The 15,104-nt window shown below is 39.8% G+C and carries 12 protein-coding genes; 8 read left to right on the forward strand and 4 right to left on the reverse strand.

Annotated features, from left to right (window positions below):
* Positions 1–210: 210 nt before the first annotated feature.
* Positions 211–990, reverse strand: a complete 780-nt coding sequence (locus FH971_RS01065; protein WP_140233037.1) for an acetoin reductase — start codon at positions 988–990, stop codon at positions 211–213.
* Between the two features lie 586 nt (positions 991–1,576).
* On the opposite strand from FH971_RS01065, the gene FH971_RS01070 reads away from it, so the two are divergent.
* Positions 1,577–2,083 carry a general stress protein gene (locus FH971_RS01070; protein WP_137223764.1) on the forward strand — a complete coding sequence of 169 codons (507 nt, stop codon included), beginning with the start codon at positions 1,577–1,579 and terminating at the stop codon, positions 2,081–2,083.
* A 369-nt stretch (positions 2,084–2,452) separates the two neighbouring features.
* Positions 2,453–3,256: a sulfite exporter TauE/SafE family protein gene (locus FH971_RS01075; protein WP_140233038.1), complete on the forward strand. Its 804-nt coding sequence runs from the start codon at positions 2,453–2,455 to the stop codon at positions 3,254–3,256.
* A gap of 273 nt (positions 3,257–3,529) precedes the next feature.
* Here FH971_RS01075 and FH971_RS01080 read toward each other — a convergent pair whose 3' ends face one another.
* Both FH971_RS01080 and greB read right to left on the reverse strand, forming a co-directional pair.
* Entirely contained in the window at positions 3,530–4,498 is a 969-nt protein-coding gene (locus FH971_RS01080) for a DMT family transporter (protein ID WP_420853473.1), read from the reverse strand.
* 47 nt (positions 4,499–4,545) lie between these two features.
* Positions 4,546–5,025, reverse strand: coding sequence for a transcription elongation factor GreB (gene greB, locus FH971_RS01085; protein ID WP_140233039.1), 480 nt, complete (start codon positions 5,023–5,025; stop codon positions 4,546–4,548).
* A 214-nt stretch (positions 5,026–5,239) separates the two neighbouring features.
* Here greB and FH971_RS01090 point away from each other — a divergent pair, with 214 nt between their 5' ends.
* The 6 genes from FH971_RS01090 to FH971_RS01115 all read left to right on the forward strand — a co-directional run bounded on the left by FH971_RS01090 (position 5,240) and on the right by FH971_RS01115 (position 14,531).
* Positions 5,240–7,612, forward strand: coding sequence for a Tex family protein (locus FH971_RS01090; protein ID WP_137223758.1), 2,373 nt, complete (start codon positions 5,240–5,242; stop codon positions 7,610–7,612).
* Positions 7,613–7,807: 195 nt separating this feature from the next.
* Positions 7,808–9,484, forward strand: coding sequence for a phosphoethanolamine transferase (locus tag FH971_RS01095; protein ID WP_276611786.1), 1,677 nt, complete (start codon positions 7,808–7,810; stop codon positions 9,482–9,484).
* A 10-nt stretch (positions 9,485–9,494) separates the two neighbouring features.
* Positions 9,495–9,929, forward strand: coding sequence for a diacylglycerol kinase (locus FH971_RS01100; RefSeq protein WP_140233040.1), 435 nt, complete (start codon positions 9,495–9,497; stop codon positions 9,927–9,929).
* Between the two features lie 97 nt (positions 9,930–10,026).
* Positions 10,027–10,701, forward strand: a complete 675-nt coding sequence (locus FH971_RS01105; protein ID WP_137223756.1) for a response regulator transcription factor — start codon at positions 10,027–10,029, stop codon at positions 10,699–10,701.
* Positions 10,701–12,131 carry a sensor histidine kinase gene (locus FH971_RS01110; RefSeq protein WP_140233041.1) on the forward strand — a complete coding sequence of 477 codons (1,431 nt, stop codon included), beginning with the start codon at positions 10,701–10,703 and terminating at the stop codon, positions 12,129–12,131. Before FH971_RS01105 ends, FH971_RS01110 begins: the two co-directional genes overlap by 1 nt.
* Before the next feature lie 363 nt (positions 12,132–12,494).
* Positions 12,495–14,531 carry an LTA synthase family protein gene (locus tag FH971_RS01115; protein ID WP_240778422.1) on the forward strand — a complete coding sequence of 679 codons (2,037 nt, stop codon included), beginning with the start codon at positions 12,495–12,497 and terminating at the stop codon, positions 14,529–14,531.
* Here FH971_RS01115 and FH971_RS01120 read toward each other — a convergent pair.
* On the reverse strand, positions 14,523–15,029 hold the full coding sequence (locus FH971_RS01120; protein WP_140233042.1) for a hypothetical protein: 507 nt from the start codon (positions 15,027–15,029) through the stop codon (positions 14,523–14,525). The two genes, FH971_RS01115 and FH971_RS01120, sit on opposite strands and share 9 nt — an antisense overlap.
* Positions 15,030–15,104: the final 75 nt, after the last annotated feature.

Consider the following 15,104-nt stretch of genomic DNA (forward strand, 5'->3'; position numbering starts at 1 on the left):
CCTTCGTTTGGAACTTGATTAACAATAGACATGACCAGCAAAGATGAGTGCTGATTAGCATCCGGCCTATTTTTCACATTACTTTAATCGTTGTGCTAAAAACTGCAGGCTATGTTGTTACTCGCAATGTTAGCCCACAATTTTTAGCTCATATATACCCAATACACAGCAAAATACACAATCCTGCATTTCGAGGGCATTTGGTTATTGTTAACAGTAAACCATACCACCATCAATCAGCGGTGCTTGACCCGTCATGTAATCAGAATCTGGACCTGCTAAATATGAAACAAAGTTGGCGACATCCACAGGTGTTTGCGCACGACCAAGTGCAATGCCTTTGACGTATTTCTTATAGGTTTCACCTATTGGTGCGCCAGTAATTTCAGAAAAACGTTTATCAATCTCGACCCACATATCGGTTCCGACCACTCCAGGGCAATAAGCATTGACAGTAATACCTGCGCTAGCATATTCCTGTGCAGCTGCCTGGGTTAACGCGCGCACGGCAAATTTAGTTGCCGAATATGCGCCCAGCAAAGCAAATCCATTATGGCCGGCAATGGAAGAGGCACTGATAATTTTGCCTTTTTGTTTACGTTCGATAAATTTCTTTGCCGCGGCTTGAATGCCCCAAAGGGTTCCGTCTACGTTGATCTTTTGGATTTTATCCATTTCTTCTTGAGTAATATCTGCTATGGCTTGAACTTGCGCAATACCTGCGTTATTCACCATAATATCAAATCCACCTAAGGTTTTTTCTGCATGGTCTATAGCGGCATATACCTGTTTTCGGTCGCTAACATCTGCTTTGAAAGTAGTTGATTTTCGACCCAAGGCTTCTACTTCAAGAGAGACTGCGAGCATTTTGTCTACGTTTAAATCAACGATGGCAATATCTGCTCCATCTTTTGCTAAACGAAGTGCAATGGCACGTCCAATACCCTGACCTGCGCCTGTGACGAGCGCGACTTTTCCTTGTAATGACATATCTGACTCCTTTTTGATAATGAGATAAGGAAGACCTTTACATAGCCTTCCAGATAACGATTGAATGATCAGTCTACAAGGGCGTAGAGCAATAAAATTAGATATAGATCAATTTTAACCAGCATAATGATTAAAAATTAAACATGTTTAATCTCTAAGAATAACCTTTCAACATTAGTGGTGAGTATTTAGGTGTTATGTTGATTTTTATTTTTATATCAGCAGGTTATTGCCGAATTTGAAAAGAATTAATTATCATATTGCTAATAAGAATCAATCTATTGATAAACCCCATCTAGGTTGAATTTGTTAACGCTCACAAGGCTATCGCATTCAATACTGAATAGGATTATGTTATTAAATAGAGGGATGGGTAGCATGTTTATTATAGGTCTCAATCTATAAATAAACCCCGTTCTTGAATAACCATAAAAGGTTATCGCAATGAATGCTGAAAAGGCTATGTTATTGGTTAGACAAGTGGATGGCGTGTTAATTACTATCGATTTTAATGCTTTACCGCTGCCAACAATATCATCAAGTTCATTAGCACATTGACTGGAATCATCAAACCAGGAGATTTAAAATGAAAAATGCAGGAATCATCACTTTTGACACACATACTGAAGCTGAAGAAGCAGTAAAAGAGTTGCAAAAATCAGGTTTCGATATGAAAAAACTATCTATTATTGGTAAAGATTATCACACAGAAGAAGATGTCGTTGGTTATTACAACACTGGTGACCGTGTGATGAAATGGGGTAAATTCGGGGCTTTTTGGGGAGGGTTATTCGGTTTGCTTTTTGGTTCAGCCTTTTTCTTTATTCCCGGACTTGGTCCCATTATGATTGCTGGTCCGTTTGTTTCAACGATCATTGGCGGTCTCGAAGGTGCTGTTATAGTGGGTGGGCTAGATGCATTGGGCGCAGCCCTTTATAGCATCGGCATACCAAAGGACAGTATCATCAAATATGAAACCGCGATAAAGAGTGATAAATTTCTTCTTGTCGTTCATGGTTCTATGGATGAAATAACAAATGCAAAAAGTATTCTAAAGAATATTGGTCATGACTTAGAGGTACATTCCGCATAAACACGCCGGCTATAACTGACAACATTACCTAACAATCGCATACATTTAGGCAGGGAAAAAGTTCGTTACTGGCTTTGTATTTCTGCCTATTCTTTGGATCATTAGGGTTAATGCTGAATATCTCTCATTATTATCGTTTAAAAGGCGGTCTCGTTAAGGTTTAATATTAACTTAGTATTGATGAGCTCCTGCCAGTCAATTGGCGAGCTTAATGTATTTATCTGCTTACAAGCTAACATCAAACGAATAATATTTTTACCTTGTGACTGTTCACCCAGTAAAGTGAGCTTTCAAACAGTGCAAAGTGCAAAGTGCAAAGTGCAAAAACGAAAACGTTAGACATAACTAAATGATGAGAATGAGGTAATAATGTTACAACCGGAATGGATAGTACTGTTTTTATTATTAGGCTCTTTTGTCGGTTTCATGGCGGGGCTATTGGGTATCGGTGGTGGTGGCATTTTGGTGCCGATATTAACATCGATATTTCTATTAAATGGCATTGCTATTGATCATGTTGTGCATTTAGCTTTAGGCACATCAATGGCTTGTATGGTAATCACTACTTTTTCAAGTTTCCGTTCTCACAATGCAAAAGGTGCAGTGGTATGGTTGGCTGTTAAAGGGATGGTTTTAGGTATTATTTTAGGGACATTTTCAGCAACGTTTTTAGCCTCATATTTAAGCTCATTATTTCTGGGGATCTTTTTTGCGCTGTTTATGGCATTTGTATCGAGCCAAATGTTTTTAAATAAAAAACCAAAGCCATCAAGAGAACTATCAGGAACCCCAGGCTTGTTTGCAGCGGGTTTTGGCATTGGATCAATATCTGCGTTGGTGTCAATTGGCGGTGGCTCTTTAACGGTTCCTTACCTAACATGGCAGAATATTGAAATTAAGAAAGCAATCGGTACTTCTGCCGCTATTGGGCTGCCTATCTCTGTTGCTGGAACGGTTGGTTATTTAATTAATGGTTGGCACTATTCTTCACCTAATGATTACATTTTTGGTTATGTGTATTTACCCGCAGTATTATTAATTTCTATTACCAGTTTTATCACCGCCCCTTACGGCGCACAGTTGGCACATAAATTACCCGTATCAATATTAAAGAAAATATTTGCTGTTCTACTCATTACGCTGAGTATTAAAATGTTGATTTCAATAACATGATTTAGCATTAATAACTTTTGCAGAGATATAACCGGATCGCTGAAAAAATCTAGCTTTTTACAAGGTATTATTTTTAAGGAAATTAATCGTGTATTGTGAAATGCTTACACAAACGGCTGTATGTTAACGGTAAATAATTGGAGTAATATTCAGAGGCTTATTGCATATTTGAGGCGATAATCTCGCAATATTTACGCATCAATATAATCCTAGTAGCAAGTTAGTTAAGGGATGTCCAAATCAGAAAGCGATTCACCTCAAGCTCAAGCCAAACTATGTTCCATCTTTGATGGTAGTTACCGTTAACATTTTACGCGTTTGGGTGAGGGTGTAGCCACCACTTAATACCACTAGTAGGCTACCAAGTAAGGTCATTAAATCGGGCGACTCTCCAAATATAAATATTCCCAAGGCTAACGCAAACAGTAAGCGGGTATAACGAAACGGTGCGATTACCGATACATCGCCCGCGCGCATAGCAATAGTGAGTGCGTTATAAGCTGCAACGCCAAAAATGATAGCGCCGATGATTTGTATTGACGCGGTTGTATTAAGTTGGGCTGGTTCATTTTGATAGATTTGTATTGCTACACCCGCAGGGATGAGGACAAAAAAACCATACACACCAAGCTGCATGTTAGACAATACAGGTGGTGCCGCTCGGGTGGCTAAATCGCGACCCGCAAAACCTAGGGTTGCGATAACCGCTAATAAAGAAGTGGCTTCAAAGCCTTCAAGTCCGGGACGAATGATCATCAGTACGCCGATAAAGCCAACCAATACAGCAAGCCATCTTTTCACCCCTACTTGTTCACCGAACAATAATGCTGCGCCTATCATGGCAATTAATGGTGTTGCCTGCAAAATAGCTGATGCACTTGATAATGGGGTTAAAGTAATCGCCAACGCAAAGGTAAATCGACCCACCACTTCGCAAGTTGCACGAATTAATATAGGAGTAGATAAAATTGCCGGATGGAAAATCTTTTCGCCTTTACGCCAAGTGAGGAGCATAAAAATAAGCATTCCACCTAGGCCAAATAGCGCGAGAATTTGACCCAAAGATGTCGTTTCTGCCGCTGATTTAATGAGCATATCTTCAATGGCAAAGGCTGCCATTGCAGCAACCATATAAAGACTTCCTTTGGTATTTGTCAAAATAACTCCAATAATAGGATGGATTGTTTTTGGCCGATAAGGCTTGTATATAACGGTTGTGATGCTTGAATCGACAAAGTGCATAAAACGAATTTTAGACCTGATTTTATCGTTCAACCATCTGATTACTTCTATTTTTTTATATAAGTAATTTTATTGATATACCAAGTTTTGTCGCCTTGTGGAGTACTGACCACGGCTTCGTCATCGACTTGTTTTTTGAGTAAAGCGCGAGCCATGGGTGAGTCAATTGAGATGTAATCTTTACGTTCGTCGTAAATTTCTTCAGGGCCGACAATTTTAAAGGTTTTTATGTCACCGGCGTCGTTTTCGATTTCAACCGTGGCACCAAAAAACACTTTGCCTTCTTGTTCTGGAGCGTAATAGACTATCTTGAGTTCGGGCAACAGCTTGCGTAGATAGCGTACACGGCGATCAATTTGCCTTAATAAACGCTTGTTGAACTGATAATCGGCATTTTCAGAACGATCACCTAAACCTGCCGCCCAAGTGACAATTTTAGTCACTTCAGGACGCTGTTCTTTCCACAAGTAGTCGTGCTCAATTCTGAGCTTATTGTAGCCTTCTAAAGTGATTAACTTAGTTTTCACGCGGTTTACTCTTAATGTGGTCAAAGAACAGTGAGGTTTTATATTAAGCTGTAATATTAACATCTGTGTTTTAGCACTTCATGCCCGATGATGCATTCTTTTTATCGATTATCTATAAAGACATCATAAAGCCTTTCGTACTAGCAGCGAACTGGTGGTCTTTATGGTATCTTTGGCATAATTTTATTTTAAACCATGTCGAATTCGATTGATTATGCATAATATTGCCCAGATTATCGCTCAAGAACTGAATGTTCGTGAACAACAGGTCACTGCGACCATCGCGCTTTTAGATGATGGTGCAACAGTACCGTTTGTGGCGCGCTACCGTAAAGAAGCCACTGGTGGCTTAGATGATACTCAATTACGTAACTTGTTTTCTCGCTTAGGCTATTTACGAGAGTTACATGATCGTCGCCAAGTGATTTTGTCGAGTATTGAGGCGCAAGGTAAGTTAACGCCTGTGTTATCCCAAGCGATTAATGATGCCGACAGCAAGACCCGCCTTGAAGATTTATACCTGCCATACAAACCAAAGCGTCGTACTAAAGGCCAAATAGCTATCGAAGCCGGTATTGAGCCGCTAGTCGATGCTGTGTTAGCCGATCGCCAAGTCGATATAGATGCTAAGGCTGCTGAGTTTCTTAATCCACAAGCAGGATTTGCTGATGCTAAAGCGGTACTTGATGGAGCTCGTTATATCTTAATGGAACGCTTTGCCGAAGATGCAGAGTTGCTACGTAAAGTACGCCAGCATTTATTACAGCAAGCGGTGCTTGAAAGCCGCATGGTGAAAGGTAAAGAGAAAGAAGGCGCTAAATTCCGCGACTATTTTGAACACAATGAGCTGATGAGCAAAATCCCATCACATCGTGCTTTAGCCATGCTGCGCGGTCGTAACGAAGGCGTATTAAGCCTGTCAATGAACGCTGATCCCGATACTCAAGCAACAGAAGGCAGTTATTGTGAAGTGATTATTAGCGATCACTTTGCGTTAGCATTAACGAATAGTAGCGTTGATGAATGGTTGAAAACCGTAGTGACCTCGACTTGGCGGATTAAAGTCGCTTTGCAAATGGAAACCGAGTTTATTGCTAAGATGCGTGAACGAGCGGAAGAAGAAGCCATTAGAGTGTTTGCCCGTAATCTGGGTGATTTATTAATGGCGGCTCCTGCTGGTGCTAAAGCGACTATGGGGCTTGATCCTGGTATTCGTACTGGTGTGAAAGTAGCGATTGTAGATAACACTGGCAAACTTGTCGCACACACCACTATTTTCCCCCATGCACCGCAAAACTTGTGGGATAAATCAATCCGCACCTTGAGTAACTTAGTGACGATGCACAAGGTTGAAATTATTGCGATAGGTAATGGTACAGGCTCTCGTGAAACCGACAAACTGACTGGCGAATTAATTGCAGCAGTAAAAGAAACCAACCCGACATTGACTAAAGTGATTGTGAGTGAAGCGGGTGCATCTGTGTATTCTGCCTCTGAGTTTGCTGCTAATGAATTTCCTAACCTTGATGTGTCAATTCGTGGTGCGGTATCGATAGCGCGTCGTTTACAAGACCCGCTGGCAGAGCTGGTAAAAATTGAACCCAAAGCGATTGGCGTAGGCCAATATCAGCATGATGTAAGCCAAAGCCAGTTATCACAGTCGCTCGATGCCGTCGTTGAAGATTGTGTTAATGCTGTCGGTGTTGATTTAAACATGGCATCGGCACCGTTATTAACGCAAGTGGCAGGGTTAACCAAAACCTTAGCTAAAAATGTAGTTGATTTCCGTGATACCAATGGTCAATTTACTAACCGCAAACAACTATTAAATGTGGCACGTTTAGGGCCTAAAGCTTATGAACAAGCGGCGGGTTTCTTACGTATTCGCAATGGTGATAATCCTTTAGATTCGTCATCTGTTCATCCTGAAGCATATAGTTTAGTTGAGTCGATTGCTGGCGCTAAGCAATTAGCATTAACTGAACTGATTGGTAATAGTGATTTGTTAAAACAGATAAATGCTGCCGATTTTGTTACCGACTCATTTGGTGTACCGACTATTAATGATATTTTGGCCGAGTTAGATAAGCCTGGGCGCGATCCGCGTGGTGAGTTTAAAACGGCGAGTTTTAAAGACGGTATAGAAGAGTTGAAGCACCTTAAAGTCGAGATGATTTTGGAAGGTGTGGTAACCAACGTGACTAATTTTGGAGCCTTTGTTGATGTGGGTGTGCATCAAGATGGTTTAGTGCATATTTCATCGTTAACCGACAAATTTGTCAGCGACCCTCATACAGTGGTAAAAGCGGGCGATGTGGTTAAAGTGAAAGTGATGGAAGTGGATATTGAGCGTCGTCGTATTGCATTAAGCATGCGTCTTGATGAAAAAATAGATACTGAAAAAGCGACCAGACAGTCACAAGGTAAACCACAAAATAGTTACCAGAAAAAGCCTACTGCAGGTAAATCTTCAGCCAATACCAAAAGTGTGGCTCATAATAAACCAGCCAATAAGCCTGTTAAAGCACCACAAAATGCCGCAATGGGTAATGCGTTTGCTGATGCTTTTGCTAAGTTCAAAAAATAATAAAAATTAGAGTGTGGTAAAACACATGTTCTAATTTGTTGATTAAAAGGCCCTTACACTAATATGTGAGGGCCTTTTTTGTAGTTAACTTTTATATTTTGAAACTTAATAAAGCCTCACAGTAATAATTCAGTTTTTATTCAGTAAATCTTCAGTGTTTTGGTTGAATATCAGCGCCAGTCGAGTTTATTGCGAGTGGCAAAATTGAAATTACTACCGAAAACATTATCCAGTTTCACCCCCAAAAGCATCAGTTACGAGGCAATGACCTGCATTATCGCTGTCTATTTTGGCTTGGTATTAAATTTTCCGTTAATCCGTAAAATCTATCAATTATCAGCAGACGGTCATGTGTTATTTTCTTTGTCACCAGCCCTATTGCTGAGTGGTTGCTTTATGGTGATATTCAGTTTATTTGCTTTTCGTTTCGTATTTAAGCCATTGATGATTCTATTGCTACTGACATCGTCAGCGGCAATGTATGCCATGTTGAAATATAATGTCATGTTCGATTACGGCATGATTGAGAATATATTTGAGACAAATTCTGGAGAAGCTATTTCATACATAAGCTTGTCTTCAATTGGTTATATTTTCATTTTTGGCGTATTGCCTTCTGTATGGTTGTATCGCACCAAATTAACGAGTTCTCCTTCGTTCACTAAAGCGCTGTTTCGTCGTGTTGGCTTTGTGCTTGTTGGTTTAGCGATTGTGGGTGCAATGGTGCTGTTTTTTTACAAGGACTATGCATCAGTGGGTCGCAACAATAAGTACCTAAATAAGATGATTATTCCTGCACACATTTACAATACGGTTAAATACTTAAATCGACGTTACTTTACTGAAAAATTAACCTTTAATCCTATTGGTCAAGATGCACAGTTGACCGTAAATATGAATGACAAGCCAACATTAATGGTAGTTGTTGTAGGCGAAACGGCTCGAGCACAAGATATGGCTTATAACGGTTATCAACGTAATACCAACCCCTATACAGAAAACCTAGGCATGATTGCCTTACAAAATGTGTCGTCTTGTGGCACCGCTACAGCACATTCGTTACCGTGTATGTTCTCAAGTTTAACTCATGATAATTACAATCGTGAAGCTGCCGATGCACAAAATAACGTACTTGATGTGATTAAAGCAGCTGGTGTAGATGTGACATGGTTTGAAAATGATGGTGGTGATAAAGACGTTGGATCCCGCATTAATAAGATTGATATTTCGCCGAGTGAGCCAAATCCATTGTGTGATGGCTTAAGTTGTTACGACGAGATTTTAGTCGAAAAGCTCAGCCAAAAATTACAACAAGTAAGTGAAGCAAGTGCACTGTCGGGAAAAAGTTTAGAAAATGAATTTATCGCTTTACATACTATTGGTAGCCACGGACCGACTTATTGGCAACGTTATCCCGCAGATAAAGCGCTGTTTGGCCCAGCTTGTCGTCGCAGTGACATTGAAAATTGTAGCGACCAAGAAATTGTCAATGTATACGACAATACTATTGCCTATACCGACTTTGTATTAGCCAAAACCATCAATGTGCTTAAGGAGTATCAAGACAAGTATAACGTCGCGCTGGTGTATTTATCTGACCATGGTGAATCGTTGGGTGAAAGTGGAATGTATTTACACGGCACCCCTTATAGCATTGCGCCGAGCCAACAAACTCATGTGCCATGGTTGATGTGGTTACCGCAAGATTTTACAGAAGCAAAAGCGGTTGATCGTAAATGTATTGTGGATCATGCAATGAATGGTGAATATTCCCATGACAACTTGTTCCATACATTGCTAGGGCTTTACGGTGTGAGCACTTCGGTGCGCGACCCTAAGTTAGATATCACCACCGATTGTAAAATTAGCTAGGGACATTCACATGACACCATCTTTTTCATCATCATCAACATCTGATAATAGTGCAACACATAATGCCACTACAAAGCAGCCTAAGATTGTGGTTAAACGCCATGGAGTTATGCGGTTATTGTATACCTGTAAACATTCCTTTAATGGGCTAAAGTGGATGTGCAGTAATGAAGCAGCGTTTCAACAAGAGTTATTGTTGTTTATACCGTTAACGGTATTTGCCTGTATGGCAAATATTAGCGCGCCGCAATCGGCTCTGTTAGTACTGGCATTACTATTTGTATTGTTTGCCGAACTGGTTAACACTGCAATTGAGGTGGTAGTTGACCGTATTGGTCTTGAGTTTCATACCATGTCTGGTTTAGCCAAAGATATAGCTTCGGCGTTTGTGTTTGTCAGTATGTTGATGGCAGCGATTGTTTGGTGGGTTATTTTGTGGGCATAATCTATGTGCTCACATCATAGGGAATAACATTAAGTTCTCTCCATTTAGGCGGCAATTGTGATATGGATATAGGCATCATTATGATAAAGGACACTCAATGAAAGTGTTGTTAATTGAAGACTCTGAAGCACTGCGTCGCGGCATTAGAGTGGGGTTAGATCATTTAGGTTATACCGTTGATGAAACTGGCGATGGTTCTGAAGGGTTAAGCATGGCGCTAACTAATCAGTATGACTTTATTATTTTAGATTTAATGCTGCCTAATGTTGATGGGATCAGTTTGCTTAAGAGTATTCGTAAGCTAGGCAATCAAGCTAAAGTCATTATTTTGTCCGCTAAATCTCAAGCAGAAGATCGGGTTAATGGCTTGTTATCGGGTGCTGATGATTATTTGTGCAAACCATTTTCATTTGATGAGTTACAAGCAAGGTTAATTACCCTTGGCCGTCGTGGCGGCTTGAATCAACACGTTAAATCGATTTGTATTGCTGACTTTGTCCTCGATACCAGTAATAAGTCACTTCATGCTAATGGCCATAATATCGATTTGACTAAAAACGAATTTAAAATCGTCGAATATTTATTTAATAATCCTAAGCAAATACTCAACCCTGAGCAAATTAGTGAAGCGGTAGTGGGGTCATTTAACCATTTATCGAAAAATACCATCGAGGCTCATTTATCGTCAGTACGTAAAAAAGCCAAAGCGGTTGGCGCGACGTTACCGATTAAAAATAAACGTGGTTTTGGCTATTTTGTGGGTGAACATTAATGAGGTCGTTAACAACTAATTTAGTCAATACTATGACCTATGTGGTATCAGCTATTTTAATTATAGTTTTTCTTGCTATTGATATCAGCATTGATAACTGGGTTGATGCTGAATTTGATAGCGCATTAACTGATAAGTCTAACTATCTTAAAACATTGGTTAAAGTAACACCGCAAGGCACCGAGTTTGATTTTTCTGGCGAATTTATGCCTGAATTTGGTATTTCAACCAAAGCGAGTTTTTTCCAGTTATGGCAAGGCTCGAACGTGTTTGAACGCTCCGAATCGTTACGTGCTTTTGCGGGGGTAGATTTACTTAAAAAAGACATACCAGTTAATAGTACCTTTTTTGCCGATGTGGTGTTACCCGATGGGCGAGATGGTCGGGCGATGGTGTCGTATTTTGAGCCGCAAGTACCGAAAGTTAATCGTTCAATAATGGGTAAAGTTGAACCCATGTGGTTAACAATAGCCATTACTACTGAAGATTTGTCGCAAATATTAGTGATCATTGATTCTAGTCTAGCCATTGGTTTACTGCTGGTGATTGTGTTGATCCGTTGGGCTGTAGTGAAGGTTATTCATCGTGGTTTGACGCCATTAAACGACCTTAATATGTCGCTAAAAAATGTCGATGTCACCCAAAAACACATCCCTTTGTCTACCGATTCAGAACGTTACCTTGAAATAGAACCTATTCGTAATGAGCTCAATAAGTTTGTCAAAATTAGCCAGCAATACTTACAAACAGAAAAACGTATTACTGCCGATATTGCTCATGAGCTGAAAACACCTATCAGTGAGTTGATTAGTTTGAGTGAAATTTATATTCGATATCCGGATGATCAGCGTATTGGTGCAAGTTATAAACAAGATGTATTGAGTATTAGTTTACGGATGAAGACCATTGTCAATAATCTATTATTATTGCAGCAAGCCTCGTCTGAAAATATTAGCCTGCATCGTCAACATATCAATATTAATACCTTAGTGAATCAAGTTATTGAAGAGTTAGCATTTAAGTATTCGACTATTCATTCTCGTTTGAATATCAATAACCAAGCATCGGATCTTAGTTGTATTGCTGATGAGTTTTCTTTGCACCTTATTTTAAGCAATTTATTCGACAATGCACTGTATTACAGTCCACCACAATCTGTGATTCAAATACGATTAGCCACAGATTATCAAGGGTTAAAGATCAGTGTTGAAAACCAATTAGTGACCAGCATAAACGTTAATGATCTAGAAAAACTCACGTTACCGTTATTTCAAGCTGAACAGTCGCGCTCAAATAGTGATCGCCATGGATTGGGATTAGCCATTGTTGAAAATATTGCCAAAGTAAATGGTTTTGAATTTGGCTTTGAGTTGGTACCTACAGATAAAATAATGTTTAGTCTGCATATTCCTGCAGTAGCAGACAGTTAGATTTAATTATTTGAATGCCGATCACATAGGAGTCATAAACCATTGACGTAAATTGTTAGTAAAACGTTAATATAAGTCTGTTGTTGCTGAACTTTGATCATTAATCAGGGTCTTATGCTCGGATAGTATTTAGTGTACAAGGTCTTACTTATTATGAGTGCTATCTAATTTGTTGATAAATATATGAATATACATTTTAGTTTGATTGGCTTGATCAAATAGTAAAGACAATATTTATTAACGTAACTGGACCTTAAGATATGAGCATTAATCTGTTGTAAATAATAAAAATATTACGTTTGGCATAACTTGTTGAATATATGTTAGTTCATAGTAAAAATAATAATAATATTGGAGCAGTAAATGGCTGTAAATTCCTTTAGGCATAACGTAGGTTCTTCGTTGCCATCAAGAGCACACCCTTCACGAAGTTTACTCCAAGTCATCATTATATTCAGTGTTATATCATTGATTATATTGACTGTGAGCCGTTTAGGTTTGTCCTTATGGCAGGCAGATCGTGTTAGTGATGCTCAAGGTTGGGGTTATATATTCCTGCAAGGATTACGCGTTGATTTTGCTTCAGTATGTTGGTTATGGGGCATTGCAGCGTTAGGTACTGTAGTATTTTCGGGCGAGCATTTAGTGGGCCGTGCTTGGCTAATAATATTGCGAGTATGGTTAACTCTGGGGTTGTGGGTGATTATTTTCCTTGAGGCATCATCTCCCTCATTTATAGCCGAATATGGTTTTAGGCCTAACCGTTTATATGTTGAATATTTAGTTTATCCCAAAGAAGTACTGTCGATGCTATGGGCTGGGCGCAAAGCCGAGCTTATCCTTTCTGCGTTTATCACTATTGGTAGTTTATGGGGTGGCTGGTGGCTTAGCGGTAAGCTTACTCAGAATATTCGTTATCCAAAATGGTATTGGCGTCCTGTACTGGGTGTTATCGTCATTGCTATTACCATTTTGGGTGCACGTTCATCGTTAGGACATAGACCACTGAACCCTTCACTGGTGGCATTTTCTGATGATCCTTTAATTAATTCTTTAGTGCTTAACTCCTCATTTTCATTGATTTTTGCGATTAAACAGATGGGAAATGAAGAAGATGCATCGAAAGTGTATGGCAAGCTTGCCGATGATAATGTTATTGATATTGTTCGCCGTGAAAGCGGTCGGCCACTGAGTGCATTTACCTCATCGACCATACCGACACTGTCATTTAATCAAGCCAGTTATACTGGTAAACCAAAGAACCTTGTCATTATTTTACAAGAAAGCTTAGGTGCGCGTTTTGTCGGGAGTTTAGGTGGTTTACCATTAACACCCAATATTGATGAGTTATCTAAACAAGGATGGTTTTTTGAAAATTTATACGCTACTGGTACGCGTTCTGTAAGAGGTATTGAGGCGGTGACAACGGGTTTTACGCCTACGCCAGCACGTGCCGTAGTGAAACTAGGTAAGAGCCAAACAGGTTTCTTTACCATTGCTGATTTATTAAAACAACATGGTTATACCACGCAGTTTATTTATGGTGGTGAAAGTCATTTTGATAATATGCGCAGCTTCTTTTTAGGCAATGGATTTACCGATATTGTTGATCAAGGCGACTACAAAGACCCCGCGTTTGTGGCGTCTTGGGGTGTGTCTGATGAGGATTTATTGTTTAGAGCAGATGAAGAATTTTCGCGGATGCACAAAGAAGGTAAACCATTCTTTAGTTTAGTGTTTAGCTCAAGTAACCATGATCCATATGAGTTTCCTGATGACCGTATTGAGCTGTATGAGCAGCCACAATATACCATGCATAATGCAGTAAAATATGCCGACTATGCCGTTGGTGAGTTTTTCAAGAAAGCCAAAAAATCAGACTATTGGAAAGATACTCTATTTTTGATTGTTGCCGATCATGACAGCCGTGTTGGTGGTGCTGCGCTAGTTCCTGTATCTCGTTTCCGTATCCCTGGGCTTATTTTAGGTGATGGGATTGATGCGAAGCGTGACCCACGTGTTGTCAGCCAAATTGATATGTCCCCGACGTTAATTTCGTTATTGGGTATTTCGGATAGCTATCCAATGTTAGGTCGTGATTTAACCAAAATGCCAGATTCTTGGCCTGGTAGAGCGATGATGCAATACGATAAAAACTTTGGTTTGCTAGAAGGAAATAAGATGACTATTTTGCAGCCTGAATTACCTGCCGAAAGTTGCAATTATGACTTTGCTACCGAGAAATTAACACCGACGACATTGGATGAAACACAAGCGGAAACGGCCTTAGGTTGGGCGTTGTGGGGTAGCTTAGCTTACAATAAAATGTTGTATCGCTCGGCTAATACAGTGGTTAAACCGACCATTGCTGATATTACTGCAATCGAAACATCACGCTAGTATTTTTAGTTGCGATTGATTGTCGGGAACGGATTGTTGTTGATAAAATTGACCAATTCGTTGGCCAAATTGTTGATAAATAGCAATTGGTTCGCTTGCGTCTAATGATTGGCGTTGACGAGGCTCTGGTGTCGTTTTAGCGGTGGCTACTTGGGTTTTTAGTTGAATATCTTTACGTTGCAGTGCGGGTGTCTGGCTGGCCAAGATTTTTATCACTTGAGGCCGAATTGCAGGCGAGGCAATGACTTTAGATTCTAACGATTGTTGAGTGGTACTTTGCTGTTGTCGTTTAGCTTGTTCTTGCTGCTGCTTTTTTTCTGCAACGATATAAGTCGAAGCGCGTTCATTTTGTGGATTTAATGAACGTTCTTGATGACCTTTTGCGGGTTCTTGTGGCGGAATAATCGGTGGTTTTTGTTGGTTGTCCACTCGAGCAAGATCCGTCGCAACATTTGAAGTTGCTAGCGGTATTTGCGGATAATGAGTGGTAATTATCATGTGGACTCTGCCAATTCCAAGCCTTGGCTAAATTATAGTCAATATCTATCCAAGTCTAAAGTCTTATTCAGTTAT

The organism is Shewanella polaris, from assembly GCF_006385555.1.
Classification (GTDB): Bacteria; Pseudomonadota; Gammaproteobacteria; order Enterobacterales; family Shewanellaceae; genus Shewanella; species Shewanella polaris.

What these genes read in the sequence shown, in the direction of transcription:
- FH971_RS01065 (WP_140233037.1), bottom strand. Translation starts at nt 990, where the DNA reads ATGTCATTACAAGGAAAAGTCGCGCTCGTCACAGGCGCAGGTCAGGGT.
- FH971_RS01070 (WP_137223764.1), top strand. Translation starts at nt 1,577, where the DNA reads ATGAAAAATGCAGGAATCATCACTTTTGACACACATACTGAAGCTGAA.
- FH971_RS01075 (WP_140233038.1), top strand. Translation starts at nt 2,453, where the DNA reads ATGTTACAACCGGAATGGATAGTACTGTTTTTATTATTAGGCTCTTTT.
- FH971_RS01080 (WP_420853473.1), bottom strand. Translation starts at nt 4,498, where the DNA reads ATGCACTTTGTCGATTCAAGCATCACAACCGTTATATACAAGCCTTAT.
- FH971_RS01090 (WP_137223758.1), top strand. Translation starts at nt 5,240, where the DNA reads ATGCATAATATTGCCCAGATTATCGCTCAAGAACTGAATGTTCGTGAA.
- FH971_RS01100 (WP_140233040.1), top strand. Translation starts at nt 9,495, where the DNA reads ATGACACCATCTTTTTCATCATCATCAACATCTGATAATAGTGCAACA.
- FH971_RS01105 (WP_137223756.1), top strand. Translation starts at nt 10,027, where the DNA reads ATGAAAGTGTTGTTAATTGAAGACTCTGAAGCACTGCGTCGCGGCATT.
- FH971_RS01110 (WP_140233041.1), top strand. Translation starts at nt 10,701, where the DNA reads ATGAGGTCGTTAACAACTAATTTAGTCAATACTATGACCTATGTGGTA.
- FH971_RS01115 (WP_240778422.1), top strand. Translation starts at nt 12,495, where the DNA reads ATGGCTGTAAATTCCTTTAGGCATAACGTAGGTTCTTCGTTGCCATCA.
- FH971_RS01120 (WP_140233042.1), bottom strand. Translation starts at nt 15,029, where the DNA reads ATGATAATTACCACTCATTATCCGCAAATACCGCTAGCAACTTCAAAT.